At 67.6% G+C, this 16,040-nt stretch carries 16 protein-coding genes and 1 riboswitch; of the genes, 10 read left to right on the forward strand and 6 right to left on the reverse strand.

The genetic code is table 11. The annotated features are described in order from the left end of the window. The first annotated feature begins 103 nt into the window (after window positions 1–103). Window positions 104–2,092: a hybrid sensor histidine kinase/response regulator gene (locus tag DL544_RS02300; protein ID WP_139726676.1), complete on the forward strand. Its 1,989-nt coding sequence runs from the start codon at window positions 104–106 to the stop codon at window positions 2,090–2,092. A 43-nt stretch (window positions 2,093–2,135) separates the two neighbouring features. Then, window positions 2,136–2,429: a DUF3247 family protein gene (locus DL544_RS02305; protein ID WP_019660923.1), complete on the forward strand. Its 294-nt coding sequence runs from the start codon at window positions 2,136–2,138 to the stop codon at window positions 2,427–2,429. Window positions 2,430–2,499: 70 nt separating this feature from the next. Here the strand turns inward: DL544_RS02305 and DL544_RS02310 are convergent, their stop codons facing one another. Next, window positions 2,500–2,763, reverse strand: a complete 264-nt coding sequence (locus DL544_RS02310; RefSeq protein ID WP_005415125.1) for a hypothetical protein — start codon at window positions 2,761–2,763, stop codon at window positions 2,500–2,502. Window positions 2,764–2,920: 157 nt separating this feature from the next. Here DL544_RS02310 and DL544_RS02315 point away from each other — a divergent pair, with 157 nt between their 5' ends. From DL544_RS02315 to DL544_RS02325, 3 genes are read left to right on the forward strand one after another with little or no spacing between them, the layout of a single operon-like run. Continuing rightward, window positions 2,921–3,991 carry a class I SAM-dependent methyltransferase gene (locus tag DL544_RS02315; protein ID WP_139726677.1) on the forward strand — a complete coding sequence of 357 codons (1,071 nt, stop codon included), beginning with the start codon at window positions 2,921–2,923 and terminating at the stop codon, window positions 3,989–3,991. Beyond that, window positions 3,988–4,689 carry a pseudouridine synthase gene (locus tag DL544_RS02320; protein ID WP_053498050.1) on the forward strand — a complete coding sequence of 234 codons (702 nt, stop codon included), beginning with the start codon at window positions 3,988–3,990 and terminating at the stop codon, window positions 4,687–4,689. The genes DL544_RS02315 and DL544_RS02320 overlap by 4 nt, the downstream gene beginning before the upstream one ends. Beyond that, a complete protein-coding gene (locus DL544_RS02325; RefSeq protein WP_065179277.1) occupies window positions 4,686–5,369 on the forward strand; it encodes an HAD family hydrolase in 684 nt (227 codons plus the stop codon). The genes DL544_RS02320 and DL544_RS02325 overlap by 4 nt, the downstream gene beginning before the upstream one ends. Before the next feature lie 95 nt (window positions 5,370–5,464). Here the strand turns inward: DL544_RS02325 and fabB are convergent, their stop codons facing one another. Together fabB and fabA are read right to left on the reverse strand one after the other, a co-directional pair. Then, window positions 5,465–6,673, reverse strand: a complete 1,209-nt coding sequence (gene fabB / locus DL544_RS02330) for a beta-ketoacyl-ACP synthase I (protein WP_139726678.1) — start codon at window positions 6,671–6,673, stop codon at window positions 5,465–5,467. Then, window positions 6,673–7,188 carry a 3-hydroxyacyl-[acyl-carrier-protein] dehydratase FabA gene (gene fabA, locus DL544_RS02335; RefSeq protein ID WP_005415130.1) on the reverse strand — a complete coding sequence of 172 codons (516 nt, stop codon included), beginning with the start codon at window positions 7,186–7,188 and terminating at the stop codon, window positions 6,673–6,675. The genes fabB and fabA overlap by 1 nt, the downstream gene beginning before the upstream one ends. A 190-nt stretch (window positions 7,189–7,378) precedes the next feature. Between fabA and dinB the strand changes: the two genes are divergently transcribed. Continuing rightward, a complete protein-coding gene (gene dinB / locus DL544_RS02340; protein WP_139726679.1) occupies window positions 7,379–8,473 on the forward strand; it encodes a DNA polymerase IV in 1,095 nt (364 codons plus the stop codon). A 311-nt stretch (window positions 8,474–8,784) separates the two neighbouring features. Here the strand turns inward: dinB and DL544_RS02345 are convergent, their stop codons facing one another. Both DL544_RS02345 and DL544_RS02350 read right to left on the reverse strand, forming a co-directional pair. Continuing rightward, a complete protein-coding gene (locus tag DL544_RS02345) occupies window positions 8,785–9,696 on the reverse strand; it encodes an MBL fold metallo-hydrolase (protein ID WP_139726680.1) in 912 nt (303 codons plus the stop codon). 92 nt (window positions 9,697–9,788) lie between these two features. Beyond that, the gene (locus DL544_RS02350) at window positions 9,789–10,427 is read right to left on the reverse strand and encodes an NAD(P)-dependent oxidoreductase (RefSeq protein ID WP_139726681.1); all 639 of its coding nucleotides are present in this window, start codon (window positions 10,425–10,427) and stop codon (window positions 9,789–9,791) included. Between the two features lie 108 nt (window positions 10,428–10,535). Between DL544_RS02350 and DL544_RS02355 the strand changes: the two genes are divergently transcribed. The 3 genes from DL544_RS02355 (at window position 10,536) to gph (ending at window position 12,974) form a co-directional block, all read left to right on the forward strand. Continuing rightward, a complete protein-coding gene (locus tag DL544_RS02355; protein WP_005415135.1) occupies window positions 10,536–11,465 on the forward strand; it encodes a LysR family transcriptional regulator in 930 nt (309 codons plus the stop codon). Next, complete coding sequence (locus tag DL544_RS02360) at window positions 11,462–12,253, forward strand: class I SAM-dependent methyltransferase (RefSeq protein ID WP_005415136.1); 792 nt, start codon at window positions 11,462–11,464, stop codon at window positions 12,251–12,253. Before DL544_RS02355 ends, DL544_RS02360 begins: the two co-directional genes overlap by 4 nt. A 64-nt stretch (window positions 12,254–12,317) precedes the next feature. Next, window positions 12,318–12,974, forward strand: coding sequence for a phosphoglycolate phosphatase (gph, locus tag DL544_RS02365; protein ID WP_139726682.1), 657 nt, complete (start codon window positions 12,318–12,320; stop codon window positions 12,972–12,974). A 98-nt stretch (window positions 12,975–13,072) separates the two neighbouring features. Here the strand turns inward: gph and btuB are convergent, their stop codons facing one another. Next, a complete protein-coding gene (gene btuB, locus DL544_RS02370; protein WP_069139411.1) occupies window positions 13,073–14,914 on the reverse strand; it encodes a TonB-dependent vitamin B12 receptor in 1,842 nt (613 codons plus the stop codon). Between the two features lie 115 nt (window positions 14,915–15,029). Continuing rightward, a riboswitch (cobalamin riboswitch) is annotated at window positions 15,030–15,252 on the reverse strand. 143 nt (window positions 15,253–15,395) lie between these two features. Here btuB and DL544_RS02375 point away from each other — a divergent pair. After that, window positions 15,396–15,974, forward strand: coding sequence for a histidine phosphatase family protein (locus DL544_RS02375; RefSeq protein ID WP_072167748.1), 579 nt, complete (start codon window positions 15,396–15,398; stop codon window positions 15,972–15,974). The last annotated feature ends 66 nt before the right edge of the window (window positions 15,975–16,040 follow it).

Genomic DNA, 16,040 nt, shown 5'->3' on the forward strand with positions numbered 1-16,040 from the left:
GCGCTTGACGCTGTGAATACGCCCTTTGGAAGATGCTGTGCCTCCAACCTGGCCTGCACAGACACCCTTGTCCACACTGCCGCCCCTCGTGGAGCGCCCACCGATGACGGTGCCGGCGCCCGAACCCGACCTGCATCATGGCGTGCTTGAGCGCATCAACGCCGGTTTCTGCGTGATCCAGGTGCTGTTCGAGGGTGATCGTGCGGTCGACTACCGCTTCATCGAGGTCAACGATGCCTTCGAGCGCCACACAGGGCTGAAGGATGCGCGTGGAAAGCGCATGACGGCGCTGGAGCCCGGCCATGAGCAGGACTGGTTCCGCATCTATGGCGAGGTCGCACGCAGCGGCCGCCCGGCCCAGTTCGAGATGGAGGCGCGTGCGCTGGGCCGCTCGTTCGCGGTGGATGCGGTGCGCGTGGGCCGGCCGGGCGAGGACAAGGTCGGCATCCTGTTCTTCGACATCACCGCACGCAAGCAGATGGAAGTGGAGCTGGGCGAAAGCGAAGCCCGCTTCAGTGCGCTGGCCGACGGCCTGCCGATGCCGGTGTGGGTCTTGGACGAGCGCGGCCATGCCCGTTTCGTCAACAGTGCCTTCAGCGAGTTCTTCGGCGGTGACGAGACGCGCGTGCCGGAGGACGTCTGGCGCGGCCTGGTGCATCCGGACGACGCATCGGTCTTCGAGTACGAACTGCAGGAAGCATTGAAGGCGCAGCGCTCCATGCATGCGCTGGTGCGCGCACGCCGTGCCGATGGCCAGTGGCGCTGGCTGGAGATGAACGCCCGCCCGCGCTTCTCGCGCATGGGCCGCTTCATCGGCCTGGCCGGCAGCAGCCCGGACGTGACCGAACGCCGCGAGATCGAGCTGGCCCGCGAGGAACTGCTGCAGTCCGAGCGTGCCGCGCGCAGTGCTGCGGAAAACATGGCGCGGCTGAAGGATGAATTCCTGGCCACGCTGTCGCATGAGCTGCGTACGCCGTTGACTACCATCCTCGGCTGGAGCGAATTGCTTCTGCAGCGAGTGGACAACACCAGTCCGCTGTACAAGGGCCTGAACGTGATCGCCAACAGCGCCGGTGCGCAGAAGCGGCTGATCTCGGACATGCTCGACCTCAGCAGCATGCTGCTGGGCAAGGTGCAGCTGGAGGTGGAAGTGCTGGACCTGTGCGCGGTGCTGGGTGAGGCGATCGGCGCGCAGGAACTGGTGGCCGAAGGCAAGGAGCTGGACGTGCACCTGCAGCTGCCCACGCAACCCAGCCTGGTGCTGGGCGACGCCACGCGCCTGCAGCAGGTGTTCTGGAACCTGCTCTCGAACGCGATCAAGTTCACCCCGGCTGAAGGCCGCATCGACCTGCAGCTGCGGGCTGACGGCAACTACTGGGAGATCACCGTGCGTGACAGCGGTGATGGCATCGCACCCGAATTCCTCAATCATCTGTTCAGCCGCTTCCGCCAGGCCGACGGCACCACCACCCGCCGCCATGGCGGCCTGGGCCTGGGCCTTGCGATCGTGCAGCAGCTGGTGGAACTGCATGGTGGCACGGTCACTGCGGCCAGCGAGGGCCACGGCCACGGCGCGACCTTCACCGTGCGCCTGCCCCAGCATGTTCCCGATGCCGAACGGCGGCCGCTGCGCGAAGTGATCAGCGGGCCGATCCTGGAGCCGGTGATCGTCGAGCCGTATCCGCTGCGCGGCATGCATGTGCTGGCGGTGGAAGACCAGCCGGAAGTGCTGGAGTACTTGCGGCGCATGCTGGAAGAGCAGGGCGCCAGCGTGTCTGCGGCCAGTTCGGCCGGCGAAGCGCTGGCACTGCTGGCCGACACCGGCCACCTGCAATACCACGTGCTGCTGACCGACATCGGCATGCCGGGCATGGATGGCTATGGGCTGGTGCGCACCTTGCGCGAGGACATGGGCGTGGACGCGGCGGCCTTGCCTGCGGTGGCGGTGACTGCACTGGCGCGTGCCGACGACCGTCGCCGCGCGCTGGCCTCGGGCTTCCAGGAGCATGTGGCCAAGCCGTACTCGGTAGCGCAGCTGGTGGCTGCCGTGCGCAAGGTGCAGGTGCCGCGCGCGGACAGCGCGCTGCACTGAACATTCACGGCCGATAGGCGACCCTGCAGTCAGGAGGTCGCCGATGTCCCGTATAGCTCCACGTATCCACACCGATCCGGCGCAGATCGCGCGCCTGGAAGCCCTGCTGCCGCAGCTGGATGGCGAAACGCAGGTGGAACTGATTCTGCACGATGGCCGCCGCCTGCTCGGCACGGTGGCGGTGAGGCCAACTGTGCAGCAATACCGCAACGCCGCTGGTGATGAAGGCAGCAACGGCCAGTTGCGCCTGGATGACTACGACACGCCGGTGCAGCAGCACCATGTGTGGCTGGATGAAATCGCCAGTATCAACCGCCTGCCACCCAAGGCGCCTTGATCCGGTGTAGAGCCGAGCCCACGCTCGGCTCTGCCGCCGCCCGAGCGTGGGCCAGGGCGCTACGGATGTGTCAATGCTCGAACAACGTCGGCGTCGCCTCGAATCGGCGTGCGTACGCCCGCTCCTCTGCAACCCTCGCCACCTCGTCATCGGCCAGGTCCGGTGCCCCATAGACGGCGTAGGCAACGCTGCCGTCGGCACCATGACCGATCTGATGCAGCCGGTAGCGCGAGTGGCCGCCGCCGGTGTCCTCGGGGTAGTGCACGGGCGGATGGCTGCCTTCCAGGTCCATTTCACTGTTGTCGACCACGCCACCGACGAACAAGGCTCGCATGCAGGTTCTCCTGGGTTTCCGGGGGAGCCTCTACCCTGAACGTTTCAATGTTTCTGGCGGATCAAGGCCCCGTTCGGGTTTCGCAAAGCGGGCCGCCGGGGCCGGCCCGGCCAAGCCGGTACAATGGACGGCCCTCACGCTTGAAGTACCCGCGCCGATGGCCTCCAGCGACGACGCCCCCCTGCAGACCCTGCTCCTGCCGTTCTCCCAAGGCGCCCTGCGCTGGCCGGAGGGCCCGGTGGCCTTCCTGCGTGCCCGCGATGGCTGGCCATTGCGCGAAGTGGCCGGCGATCGCGAGGTGCACTGCGAACAGAGCTTCGCCCCGTTCGCGCAACCGCTGCAGCAGGCTGCCGGCTGGACCGTCAGCGGGCAGCTGGATGACGCGGCCGGCAAGGGCCGCTACCCGTTGGTGCTGGTGCTGCCGCCGCGCCAGCGCGAAGAAGCTCGTGCGCTGTTCGCCCGTGCGCTGGCGCTGGTCGCCGATGGCGGCCTCATCGTTGCCTGCCAGTCCAACAACGAAGGTGCGCGTTCGGGCGAGGGCGACCTCAAGCAGTTGGCCGGCCTCGGTGGCTGCCTGACCAAGAACCACTGCCGCGTGTACTGGACCGCCCCGCTGCAGGGCCAGCACGACGTTGACCTGGCCAGGCGCTGGTCGGCGCTGGATGCGGTGCGCCCGATCGTGGGCGGTCGCTTCCTCAGCCGCCCGGGCGTGTTCGCCTGGGATCGCATCGATCCGGCGTCGGCGCTGCTGGCCGAGCACCTGCCGGCCGACCTGGCCGGACGCGCCGCCGACCTCGGCGCCGGCTACGGCTACCTGTCGCGCGAACTCCTGGAACGCTGCCCGAAGATCACCGCGCTGGACCTGTACGAGGCCGAGCAGCGCGCACTGGCGCTGGCCGAGCTCAATCTGGCGCCGCCACCGCCACCGCGCCCGCTGCCGCTGCGCTTCCTGTGGCAGGACGTCACCGCCGGCATCGAGCCGGGCTACGACGTCATCATCAGCAACCCGCCGTTCCACACGCCGTCGCGCGCTGACCGCCCGGACATCGGCCAGCGCTTCATCGCCGTGGCTGCGCAGGCATTGCGCCCGGGCGGGCGCCTGTACGTGGTGGCCAACCGCCACCTGCCTTACGAGCACACCCTCAACGACAGCTTCGGCGCGGTGCGCGTGGTCGCCGAACGCGACGGTTTCAAGCTGGTGGAAGCAGTGAAGGGGAAGGGCAAGTGAAGCTGGTCAAGCACATCGCCAACCTGGGCTATGGCAGCCGCAAGCAGGTGCAATGGATGTTCCGCGAAGGCCGCGTCACCGACGCCGATGGCGAGGTGCTGTATGCCGACGACCAGGTGCCGCATGACGCCATCCGGGTCGATGGCGAGCCGCTGGACCCACCGCCGGGGCTGTCGATCGCGCTGCACAAGCCGGCCGGCTACACCTGTTCGACCAAGGACACCGGGCGCCTGATCTACGACCTGCTGCCGCCGCGCTTCCGCGACCGCGATCCGGTGCTGTCCACGGTCGGCCGCCTCGACCGCGAGACCAGTGGCCTGCTGTTGCTGACCGACGATGGTGGCCTGCTGCACCGGATCATTTCGCCGAAGTCGAAGCTGCCGAAAGTCTATGAGGTCGAGTTGAGCGAGGACCTGCGCGGCGACGAGGTGGCGCTGTTCGCCAGCGGCACGCTGATGCTGGAATCGGAGAAGACGCCCCTGCTGCCGGCTGAACTGGAGGTGCTGGATGCGCGCCGTGCGCGGCTGGTGCTGCACGAAGGCCGCTACCATCAGGTACGCCGCATGTTCGCCGCCACCGGCAACCACGTGCAGGCCCTGCATCGCAGCCGCGTCGGCGGGCTGGACCTGCAGGGGCTGGACGAGGGGCAATGGCGGCAGCTCACTTCCACCGACCTGGATACGCTGTTCGCTTCATGACCAACATTGCTGCGCTGCCGTTCCTCCCCGACGCCGTCATCTTCGACATGGACGGCCTGATGATCGACAGCGAGCGCGTTTCGCTTGCCTGCTGGAGCCAGGCCGCCGACGAGTTCGGACTGGGCCTGGATGAAACGGTGTTCCTGCGCATGGTCGGCCTCGGCGACCGCGATTCGCACGCGCTGCTGCGCGCGCAGGGCATCGAGGACAGCGTGATCGATGCGGTGGCCGCACGTTGCCACGACCTGTATGAGGCACGCACACAGACCGGGTTGCCGTTGCGTCCGGGCATCCTGGAACTGCTGGAGCTGCTGAAAGTGCACGCGGTACCGCGGGCGGTGGCCACCACCACGCGGCAGCCGCGGGCCAACCGCAAGCTGGCCGCTGCTGGCCTGCTGCCGTATTTCGATGCGGTGATCACCAGTGGCGACGTGGCGCGGCCGAAGCCGGCGCCGGATATCTACCTGCTGGCCGCGCAGCGATTGGGGCAGGTGCCCGGGCGTTGCCTGGCGCTGGAGGATTCACCGGCCGGTACGCGCGCGGCGCTGGCGGCCGGCATGACCGTGATCCAGGTGCCGGACCTGGTGCATCCGGATGAAGAGCTGCGTGCCCTGGGACACCGGATCGTTGGATCCCTGGTAGACGCGCACGCGCTGCTGCTGCCGTTGCTGCCGAAGTAGCGGTGGGTGCCGACCTTGGTTGGCACTGAGCCGAGCATGGGCTCGGCTCTACATCTTCTGGTGGGTGCCGACCGTTGGTCGGCACACCTGTTCAATCACACCCGCCCGAACACCAGCGCAGCGTTGGTGCCACCGAAGCCGAAGCTGTTGGACATCACCGTATCCAGTTTTTCCTCGCGGCTCTCGCGCAGGATCGGGAAGCTCTCCACCTTCGGGTCCAGCTCGCCGATGTTGGCCGAACCGGCAACGAAGCCATCGCGCATCATCAGCAGGCAGTAGATTGCCTCGTGCACGCTGGCTGCACCGAGCGAGTGCCCGGACAACGCCTTGGTCGAAGACAGCGGCGGCACCGCATCGCCGAACACTTCGCGGATCGCGTTGAGCTCGGTGACATCGCCCAGCGGGGTCGAGGTGCCGTGGGTGTTCAGGTAGTCCAGCGGGCGATCGACACCCTGCAGCGCCATCTTCATGCAGCGCACCGCACCTTCACCGGAGGGCGCGACCATGTCGGCACCGTCGGAGGTGACGCCATAGCCGATCAGCTCGGCATGGATGTGCGCACCGCGTGCGACGGCGTGGTCGTAATCCTCCAGCACCAGCATGCCGCCACCACCGGCGATGACGAAGCCGTCGCGGTCCTTGTCGTAAGGGCGCGAGGCACTGGCCGGGGTTTCGTTGAAGCTGGTCGACAGGGCACCCATCGCGTCGAACATCACGCTCATCGACCAGTGCAGGTCTTCCCCACCGCCGGCGAACATGATGTCCTGCGCACCGTGCCGGATCATGTCCGCAGCGGCGCCGATGCAATGCGCCGAGGTCGCGCAGGCAGCCGACAGCGAGTAGCTGACGCCCTTGATCTGGTAGGCCGTGGCCAGGCAGGCCGAGACCGTCGAGCACATCGTGCGCGGCACCATGTATGGGCCGACCTTGCGCACGCCACGTTCGCGCAGCAGGTCGACGGCACCGATCTGCCATTCGCTGGAGCCGCCACCGGAACCGGCGATCAGGCCGGTGCGCAGGCTGCTGACCTGCTCGGGGCTGAGCCCGGCATCGGCGATGGCATCGCGCATGGCCAGGTAGGCGAAGGCCGCCGCGTCGCTCATGAAGCGCTTCTGCTTGCGGTCGATCAAGACGTCCAGGTCGAGGTCGACGCGGCCACCGACCTGGCTGCGCAGGCCTGCTTCGGCGTGGTCGGCCAGGGCGGTGATGCCCGAGCGTCCTTCACGCAGCGCGGCCGAAACGGTATCCAGATCATTGCCGAGGCAGGACGTGATGCCCATGCCGGTGATGACGACGCGACGCATCAGAAGCTCCCGGTTTCGGTGAACAGGCCGACGCGCAGGTCGCGCGCGCTGTAGATTTCGCGGTCGTCCACGTACATGCGGGCGTCCGACTGGGCCATCACCAGCTTGCGGTTGATGACCCGGCTGATGTCGATCTCGTAGCGTACGAGCTTGGCGTCCGGCAATACCTGGCCGGTGAACTTCACCTCGCCACAGCCCAGCGCGCGGCCCTTGCCGGGTGCACCCAGCCAGGTCAGGAAGAAGCCGGTCAGCTGCCACATGGCATCCAGGCCCAGGCAGCCTGGCATCACCGGGTCGCCGATGAAGTGGCAGCCGAAGAACCACAGGTCCGGGCGGATATCCAGTTCGGCGCGTACCATGCCCTTGCCATGCGGTCCGCCGTCCTCGCGGATGTCGGTGATGCGGTCGAACATCAGCATCGGGTCGTTGGGCAAACGGCCGGCGGCGGTGCCGAACAGTTCACCGCGTGCGCTGGCCAGCAGCTGTTCGCGGTTGAACGCGTGGAGACGGGTCATGAAGCACAATCCTGGAAGCGGAGAACAGGGAAACAAGCGCCCGAGAATGCCCGTGGAAACTGTCCCGATCAAACATTTCAACCGTACGCAACCGTAGTGTTTTCAAGGGAATACGCGCATCCTGTTGATGTGCAACGACCATACTTCGGCGTGTGGCCCACCCGGCCCGGCCCCGCCTTTTCCACCTGACATGACCCGACTGCGCAAGATCATCCACGTTGACATGGACGCGTTCTACGCGTCGGTGGAGCAGCGCGACGATCCGTCACTGCGCGGCAAGCCGGTGGTTGTGGCATGGCGCGGCGCACGCTCGGTGGTGTGCGCGGCATCGTACGAGGCACGCGTGTTCGGCGTGCGTTCGGCCATGCCGGCAGTGCGGGCCGAACGCCTGTGCCCGGATGCGATCTTCGTGCCGCCCGACTTCGCACGTTACAAGGCGGTGTCACGCCAGGTGCGCGAGATCTTCCTGCGCCACACCGACCTGGTTGAACCATTGTCACTGGATGAAGCCTACCTGGACGTGACCGAGCCGAAGAGCGGCATCGAACTGGCGACCGACATCGCCCGTACCATCCGCATGCAGATCCGTGAGGAGACCAACCTGACTGCTTCAGCTGGGATCGCGCCGAACAAGTTCCTGGCCAAGATCGCCTCGGACTGGCGCAAGCCCGATGGCCAGTTCGTGATTCCGCCGCAGCGGGTGGACGCCTTCCTGCTGCCGTTACCGGTGAGCCGGGTGCCTGGCGTCGGCAAGGTGATGGAAGGCAAGCTGGCCGCGCGCGGCATCGCCACCTGCGGCGACCTGCGGCAGTGGGCACTGATCGATCTGGAAGAAGCGTTCGGCAGTTTCGGCCGCAGCCTGTACAACCGCGCACGCGGCATCGACGAGCGGCCGGTGGAACCGGACCAGCAGGTGCAGTCGATTTCCTCGGAGGACACCTTCGCCGAAGACCTGCTGCTGGAAGACCTGACCGAGGCCATCGTGCAGCTGGCAGAGAAGACCTGGAAGGCGACCCGCAAGACCGAGCGTGTCGGCCATACCGTGGTGCTGAAGCTGAAGACCGCGCAGTTCCGCATCCTCACCCGCAGCTTCACCCCGGAGCGCCCGCCGGAATCGATGGAAGAACTGCGCGACATCGCGCTGGCCCTGCGCGCCCGCGTCGACCTGCCGGCGGAGACGCGTTACCGCCTGGTTGGCGTCGGGCTGGGCGGCTTCCGCGAGAAGGAGGCGGTGGTGCAGGGGGAATTGTTCGAGCACGACATGATCAATCCCACAGATACCTAATCATCAAACAGCGGGGTCAGAGCCCGTTGCGCAGCAACGGGATCCGACCCCGTGCCGACCAACGGTCGGCACCCACCATCAGCAGCAGGTTCCGACAGATAGCGGGAAACTGTCGAAGGCGGGGTGGGTCCGGTTGCGGGGGCGTGAGCGCCATGGATGGCGCGACCGAGCCTCCATGGACGGATTGACGGCGTCCCCCGCAACCGGACCCACCCCGCCCACCCTCAGGAAACCAGCTTCGGCTGTTGCTTCGGCTGTTGCTGTTGCCTCTGCAGGTGCAGGGCGCAGCCCTGCAGAAGAACCCCGTTATCTCATGGCCACGGCATCTCGCCCTTGGCCACCTTCGCACTCAGTTCCAGCGACGCCACGCCGTCCAGCTTCGGATAGCGCGCCTGCATCGCCTGCACCAGCGCCGCACTGTCCTTCGCCTTTGCCGCCTCGGCGTCGAACGCGCGGATGTAGTCCGCGGTGAAGCGCAACGCACTGGCATCCAGCGCCGCACCCGGCGCGTAATGCCCCGGCACCACCACCTTCGGCTTCAGTGCCTGCAATCGCTGCAGGGTCTGCAGCCAGTCAGTGTGCGACTTCGGCGTCTGCGTGTCGGCCATCCACACGTGCTCGCCGGCCACCACCGGAATGCCGCCGACGATCGCGCGCAGCGACGGCACCCACAGCACCGTGCGGTCCGGGGTCGGGCCATCCAGGCCGATCAACGGCAGGCGCTGGCCTTCCAGCTGCAGGGCATCACCGTCCAGCACCTGCGGCACCACGATGCGCGCCGGCACGTCGGCACCCATCTTCGGTCCCCAGTAGGCCAGCTTGCCGGCCCGGGTCTGCTGGATGTGGGCGACGGTCTGCGCAGTGGCGACGATGCGTGCCTGCGGGAAGGCATCCTGCAGGGTGGCCAGGCCGAAGTAGTAGTCCGGATCGCCGTGGCTGATGTAGATCGTGGTCAGCTGCTTGCCACTGGCGTGGATCCGTTCGACCAGCTTGCGTGCGTCGCTGGCGCCGAACTGCGCGTTGACCAGGATCGCGTCATGCCGGCCTTCGATCAGCACCGAGGATACCGAGAACATCGCCTGCGGGCCGGGATGGAAGGTCTGCAGGTGCAGTTGTGATTTCGTCGCGGCGGCCGGCGCCGCGGTGGCCGGTGCGGCTAGCAGCGGCGCACTGGTGAACGTGGCGGCCAGGGCGAGGGGAAGCAGCAGGGCAGCGGTACGCATGGGAAATTCCTTGTGTAGAGCCTGGCCAATGCCCGGCTGCATGTTCGCGTAGAGCCGAGCGCGGGCTTGGCTCTACAAGGGGCGTAGCTGGATCAGTACGCGGCGGTGATGATCTGCTTCGGGTAAGCGTGCGCTTCCAGCTCGGCGACGAACGCGGCGCCGTAGTCGGCATAGCTGATGCGGCTGTGGCCACTGGCGTCGGCCAGGAAGGCCTTGGGCTGCACGCGATACTGGCCACGCTCATCGCCCGGGCCGATTTCGGCGGCCGGCGAGAAGAAGGTCCAGTCCAGGTCGTCCACTGCCTGCAGGCGATTGAAGGCTTCACGATGGGCCAGCGCGTACGGCTTGTAGGTTTCCGGGAAGTTGGGGGTATCGACCAGCTGCACGCCCGGCGCGACTTCCAGGCTGCCAGCGCCACCCACCACCACCAGGCGCGGTACGCCGGCTTTGCGCGCGGCGGCCGCCAGCTGCGCGGCGATCTCGCCCACGCGGCCGATGTCGTCGCCCGGGCGCGGGCCGTAGGCGCTGGCCAGTACGTCGTGGCCCGCGATGGCGGCGACCAGCGCGTCCTGGTCATCCAGCGAGGCGATCACCGGATGGGCGCCGGCCAGTTCGGCCGGGAGGTCCTGCGCGCTGCGCACGATGACGGTGAGTTCGTGGCCGTGGGCCAGCGCGTGGCGGGCGATCTGGCGGCCGATGTTGCCGGTGGAACCAACGAGGGCGATCTTCATGGCAGGACTCCGTGGGGCGATGTGGGCTGGGAATGGGGCCACTCTAGGCTGCTGCAGTCGCTCGAAAAACAGCGTATAACGCGCTTGTTTGTTGCGTGGATCGAGCATATGGACCGATTGACCGCCATGACCGTGTTTGTCGAGGTGGCCGAGCGCGGCAGCCTCACCGCCGCCGCGGAAGTGCTGGACATGTCGCGGGCGATGGTCAGCCGCTACCTGGCCGAGGTCGAGGGCTGGCTGGGCGCACGCCTGCTGCACCGGACCACGCGCCGGGTCAGCCTGACCGGCCCGGGTGAGGCGGCGCTGGCGCGCTTCCGGCAGATGCTGGCGATCGGCGAAGAACTGCAGGGCGAGCTGGCCAGTGATGATCCCGAGCCGCACGGCACGCTGCGGGTGACCGCCAGCGTGTCGTTCGGGCAGAGCCACCTGGCACGGGCGGTGGCCGGTTTCGTCGCGCGCCATCCAGCGGCGCGCATCGAGCTGCTGCTGGTCGACCGTACGGTGAACCTGGTCGAGGAGCGCGTGGACCTGGCCGTGCGCATCGCGCGCCAGATCGACCCCAGCCTGATCGCGCGGCGGCTGGCCACCTGCCGCTCGGTGCTGTGCGCGACGCCGTCGTACCTGCAGGCGCGTGGCACGCCGACCGCGCCGGAGCACCTGGCCGCGCACAACTGCCTGACCCACCACTACGTCGGCAAGAGCCTGTGGCAGCTGCACCGCGATGGCCGTTCGCTGTCGGTGGCGGTGGGCGGCAACATCAGCGCCAACGAGGCCTCGCTGCTGCTGGAGGCGGTACGCGCCGGTGCCGGGATCGCCATGCTGCCGACCTACCAGGTGGCGCCACTGCTGCGCAGCGGCGAGCTGATCGAACTGCTGCCCGGATTCAGTCTGGACGAGCTCGGCATTCATGCCGTGTACGCGTCACGGCGCCAGCAGCCCGCTATCATGCGGCGATTCCTGGATTACCTGGCCGAGTGTTTCGCCAGCCCGGCCTTCCAGGATCTGGATTGGCGCCCACCGGGCAAGGAGAACACATGAACCATGGACAGGCCTTGATCGACCACAACCGTGCTGCCTGGGACCGCCAGGCCAGCGAAGTGCGCGAATGGTCGCGCCCGGTGGAGAGTTCAACCATTGCCGCCGCGCGCGAAGGCCGCTGGCAGGTGCACCTGACCCCACGCGCGCTGCCACTGGACTGGCTGGGCGACGTGCGCGGCCGTCGCATCCTGTGCCTGGCTTCGGGCGGCGGCCAGCAGGCACCCGTGCTGGCCGCTGCGGGCGCCGACGTCACCGTGTTCGACCTGTCCGACGGGCAGCTGGAACAGGACCGCAGGGTCGCTGCGCGCGACGGCCTGCAGCTGCGCACGGTGCAGGGCGACATGCGCGACCTGCACGTATTCGCCAATGACAGCTTCGACGTGGTGTTCCATCCGATCTCCAACCTGTACGTACCCGACGTGCGCCCGGTGTGGACCGAATGCCGCCGCGTGCTGGCGCGCGATGGCATGTTGATGGCCAGCTTCTACAACCCCGTGCTGTTCGTCGGTGCACGTGATCCGCAGCTGGATGCACAGGGTTTGATCCGGCCGCAGTACGCCATTCCCTATTCGGACCTGGAAGACCTGCCCGCCGCAGAGCGTGAGGCGAAACTCGCCCGCGGCGATGCGCTGACCTTTGGCCACAGCCTGACCGAACTGATCGGCGGTCAGCTGGATGCAGGCTTCGTGATTGATCGGTTCATGGAAGACTGGCAGCCGAAGCCGCGCTTCCTGATCGACCGTTACCTGCCCACCTTTCTGGCCACCCGCGCACGCAGGATCGGCTGAGGCCGATCCCGGGGAAAAAGCGCGGCGTACAATGGACGGCCCCACGTTGTACAGGCGTCGTCCCTTGTCGTATCCCTATCCGCTGGTCGTATTCGATCTCGATGGCACGCTGGTCGACAGCGCAGCTGACATCGCCGAAGCGCTGAACCGCACGCTGGAAGCCATCGGCATGGCACGGGTGCCGGAAGCCACCGTGCTCGGCTGGATCGGCGACGGTGTGCGCCGCCTGGTCGAACAGGCCGTGCACGCCGCCGGTCGTGAGGTCGACCTGGCCGAGGTCATGCCGGTGTTCATGGTGCACTACCGTGAATGCCTGCTGCGCAGCCCGCGCCTGTTCGATGGCGTGGCCGACGCACTGGCGCAGCTGCGCGCGCGCGCCGTGCCACTGGCGATCTGCACCAACAAGCCCGAAGCACTGGTGCCGCCGCTGCTGCAGCACCTGGGCATCGGTGATGCGTTCGCGCTGGTACTGGGCGGCGATTCACTGCCGCAGCGCAAGCCCAGCGGTGAGCCGCTGCGGCATATCGCTGCGCACTTCGGGCTGCCGGTCGATGCCTGCCTGATGGTGGGTGATTCGCTGACCGACTACCGCGCCGCCGAAGATGCGGGCATGCCGATCGCGCTGGTTCGCTACGGCTACCCGCGCGGCCTGGACCTGGCCACCGCGCATGCGGTGGCGGTGATCGATGACCTGCGTGAACTGCCGGGGTTGCAGGGCTGACGCAGGGGTAGTGCCGGCCGCCGGCCGGCAACCCGGAATGCGTTGCCGAAGGTCATGATGTTGCCGGCCAGCGGCCGGCACTACCATGACCGTCGCGATCATTTCGGCTGGTAACGCACACTCAACTGGTACTCACGGCCCGGCTGGTTGAACCACGCCACCGTCTCATACCTGCGGTCGAACACGTTGGCGGCACGCGCCAGCAGCGACCACGATGGCGTCAGCGCGTACTCGGCGCGCAGATCCAGCGTGCCGTAACCCCCCACCTTCACCGCGTTGGCGGCATCGTCATAGCGCTTGCCCGCTCCCTGAACCGTCAGGCCTGCGCGGAAGGCCCCGAAACGCCGATCGAGGTCCAGGCGCGCGGTCTGCTGTGCACGACGCGGCAGCCAGTTGTCGAACTGGGTGCTGCCGCCGGTGCGGTTGCGTGGGTCGGTGTAGCTCAGCTGGGCGTTGATGTCGAAGCCGGCCAGCAGCACGCCACCGGTCAGTTCGGCACCGCGGATGCGCGCCTTCTCCACCTGCTGCATCCTGAAGGTCGCCGCATCGTAGGTGATCAGATCATCGATGCGGGTTTCATAGACGTCCAGGCCCCAGTGCCAGCCCTGTCCCTGCTGCGAAACGCCCAGGTTGGTGCTCTTGGACTTCTCCGGGTTCAACGTCGGCACACCGCTCCACGGGTCGTACAGGTCGCTGAAGGTCGGCGCCTTGAACGCAGTGCCGTAACTGGCATTGACACGCAGGCCGTGGCCGAGCTCCATCGCCCAGCCGAGGCTGCCGGTGGCGTGGTTGCCGAACTGCTGGTTGTCGTCGTTGCGCGCGCTGGCCTGCAGCTGGTGGCGACCGAAGCGTCCCTGGTACTGCACGAACACGCCGGTGTTGCGGCGGCTGTCGACCCGATATCCGGCACTGCTGCCATCCAGGTTGTCTTCGCTCCAGTCCACGCCGGTGCTCAGCAGCTGGCCTTCTGCCAAGGCGAAGTCACCCTGCAGCGAGGCACTGTCGCGGTGGGTCTGAGCGCTGCCACGGGCACCGAAGTCACCAAAGTTGTCCGACTCGTTGTCACTGCGCCCGACATTGGCGGTGAACGCCAGGCGTTCGGACGGGGTGTAGCGCACCTTGCCGGCCAGCACCTGCTGGCGGGTTTCCGAATAGTTGTAGTAGCCGTCGTAATGGTTCTTTCCGTCGGCACGCAATGCACTGCCTTCCACGTTCCATTGGTCGTTGAAGGTGTAGCCACCGCGCAGGCTCTTGGACAGGTTGCGGTAGCCATCGCGGTCATGTTCGTCGGCAAAGCAGCCGGTGAACAGCGTTGCCGAGCCGCGGCAGGCATCGATGCCATCGGAATGCTGGTAGGCGATGTCGGCGCCGAACCAGCCGCGTTCGGTCCCGCCGCCGATCCCGCCGCTGGCTTCGCGCAGGCCGTTGCTGCCGCCACCGAGCTGGAAGTGCGGGGCGAAATCACCCTGGTTGCGGCGGGTGAAGATCTGGATCACGCCGCCAATGGCATCGGCGCCGTACAGGCTCGACTGCGGGCCACGCACGATTTCCACGCGCTCGATCTGCGCCAGCGGCAGGTCCTGGTACATCGCCAGGCCGAGGTCGGCACTGTTGATGCGCACGCCGTCGACCAGCACCACGGTGTGGCCCGAGTTGGTGCCGCGCAGGAACAGCGAGCTCTGCTTGCCGAGCCCACCGGCATTGGTCAGGTTGATGCCGGCGCGGCCGCGCAGCAGTTCCTGCAGCGAGGTGGCCTGGCTGGATTCGATCTGCGCGCGGTCGATCACCTGGGCCGGCGCGATGCTGTCCTGCAGGGCGATCGGGGTGCGCGTGGCGGTGACCAGGATCTGGTCGAGCGCGGTGGTGTCATCGGCGGCCTGTGCCAGCGCGGGCAGGGCGGCCAGTACGGCCAGGGACAGCATTCGGGACTGCAGCTTCATGGGGGACTCCAGGTGCCACGCACGCCCGCGTGGCGAAGGGGAGGAGCCGCGAAGGCAGGCACGCGCCGATGCCGCAGCGCACGCCACGGTCATCCAGCGCCATGCCCACCGCATCGCGACCTGAGGCTTCCGGGCCGGTCTCCGGGCTTGCCGCCGGGTGGCGCGAGGCCACCGTCCAGGCGCCTTCCCATGCCTGCGGCACAGTGGCGGTGTTGCCTGGAACTGACGTGCTTACCGTTGCGGGGGCAGCGCCGGCCTGGCGTGGAATCACGCGTCACCGGCTTCCCGTTTCAACCTGCCGGCCACGGCCGCAGGTCACCTGGAAGTGCGCGCAGTCTACGGCATCGCAGGCCGTCCCGTTGCGTCGCGCCTGCGCGGCTGCCTTTGCTGTGCCTTTAGAATGGTTGCTCGATCCCGTGGTGCCGTTACCGATGTCTGCCCGTTCTCCGTTGTACCTGCGCCGCCCGTCCGGGACGCACGCATGATCCTCGACCTGGTCCGCCACGCCGGCAACGGTCGCGATGAGTTCCTTGATGGCCGCAGCGATCCACCGCAGCTGGCCGGCCTGCCGCAGGAGCTGGTCGAGGCCTATGCCGAGCAACGCTGGGAGCGGGTGATCAGTTCACCGCGGTTGCGCGCGCTGCACACGGCGATGGCGCTGGCCACCCCACGCGGGCTGGACGTCGAAGCGGACGAGGAATGGGAAGAGCTGGATTTCGGCGATTGGGACGGGCAGTCGCTGTTCGACCTGCCGGAAGATGCGCTGGCCGCCTTCCACGCCGATCCGCATGCGTTCCCGCCGCCGAACGGCGAGAGCTGGGGGCATTTCGAGCGGCGTATCGCGCGCGCGCTGGATCGCCTGCTCGATGATGATGATCCGGTGCCGACGCTGGTGGTCAGCCATGGTGGCCCGCTGCGCATGGTGTTGTCGCAGGTTTGCGGCCTGCCGATGTCGCTGTGCTGGGCCCTGCGCATCGACCACGGCACGCGCCTGCGGGTGTGGCTGGAGCGGGGCGAGATCGGGCTGGTGGGCGAGCTGCTGGAACTGCAGCAGCCGTAGTCCATCGGTAGTGCCGGCCGCTGGCCGGCAGCCTCAGGAACGTTGCAAGGATCACGCAGTTGCCGG

It is taken from the genome of Stenotrophomonas sp. pho (genome assembly GCF_006228405.1).
Lineage (GTDB): Bacteria > Pseudomonadota > Gammaproteobacteria > Xanthomonadales > Xanthomonadaceae > Stenotrophomonas > Stenotrophomonas sepilia.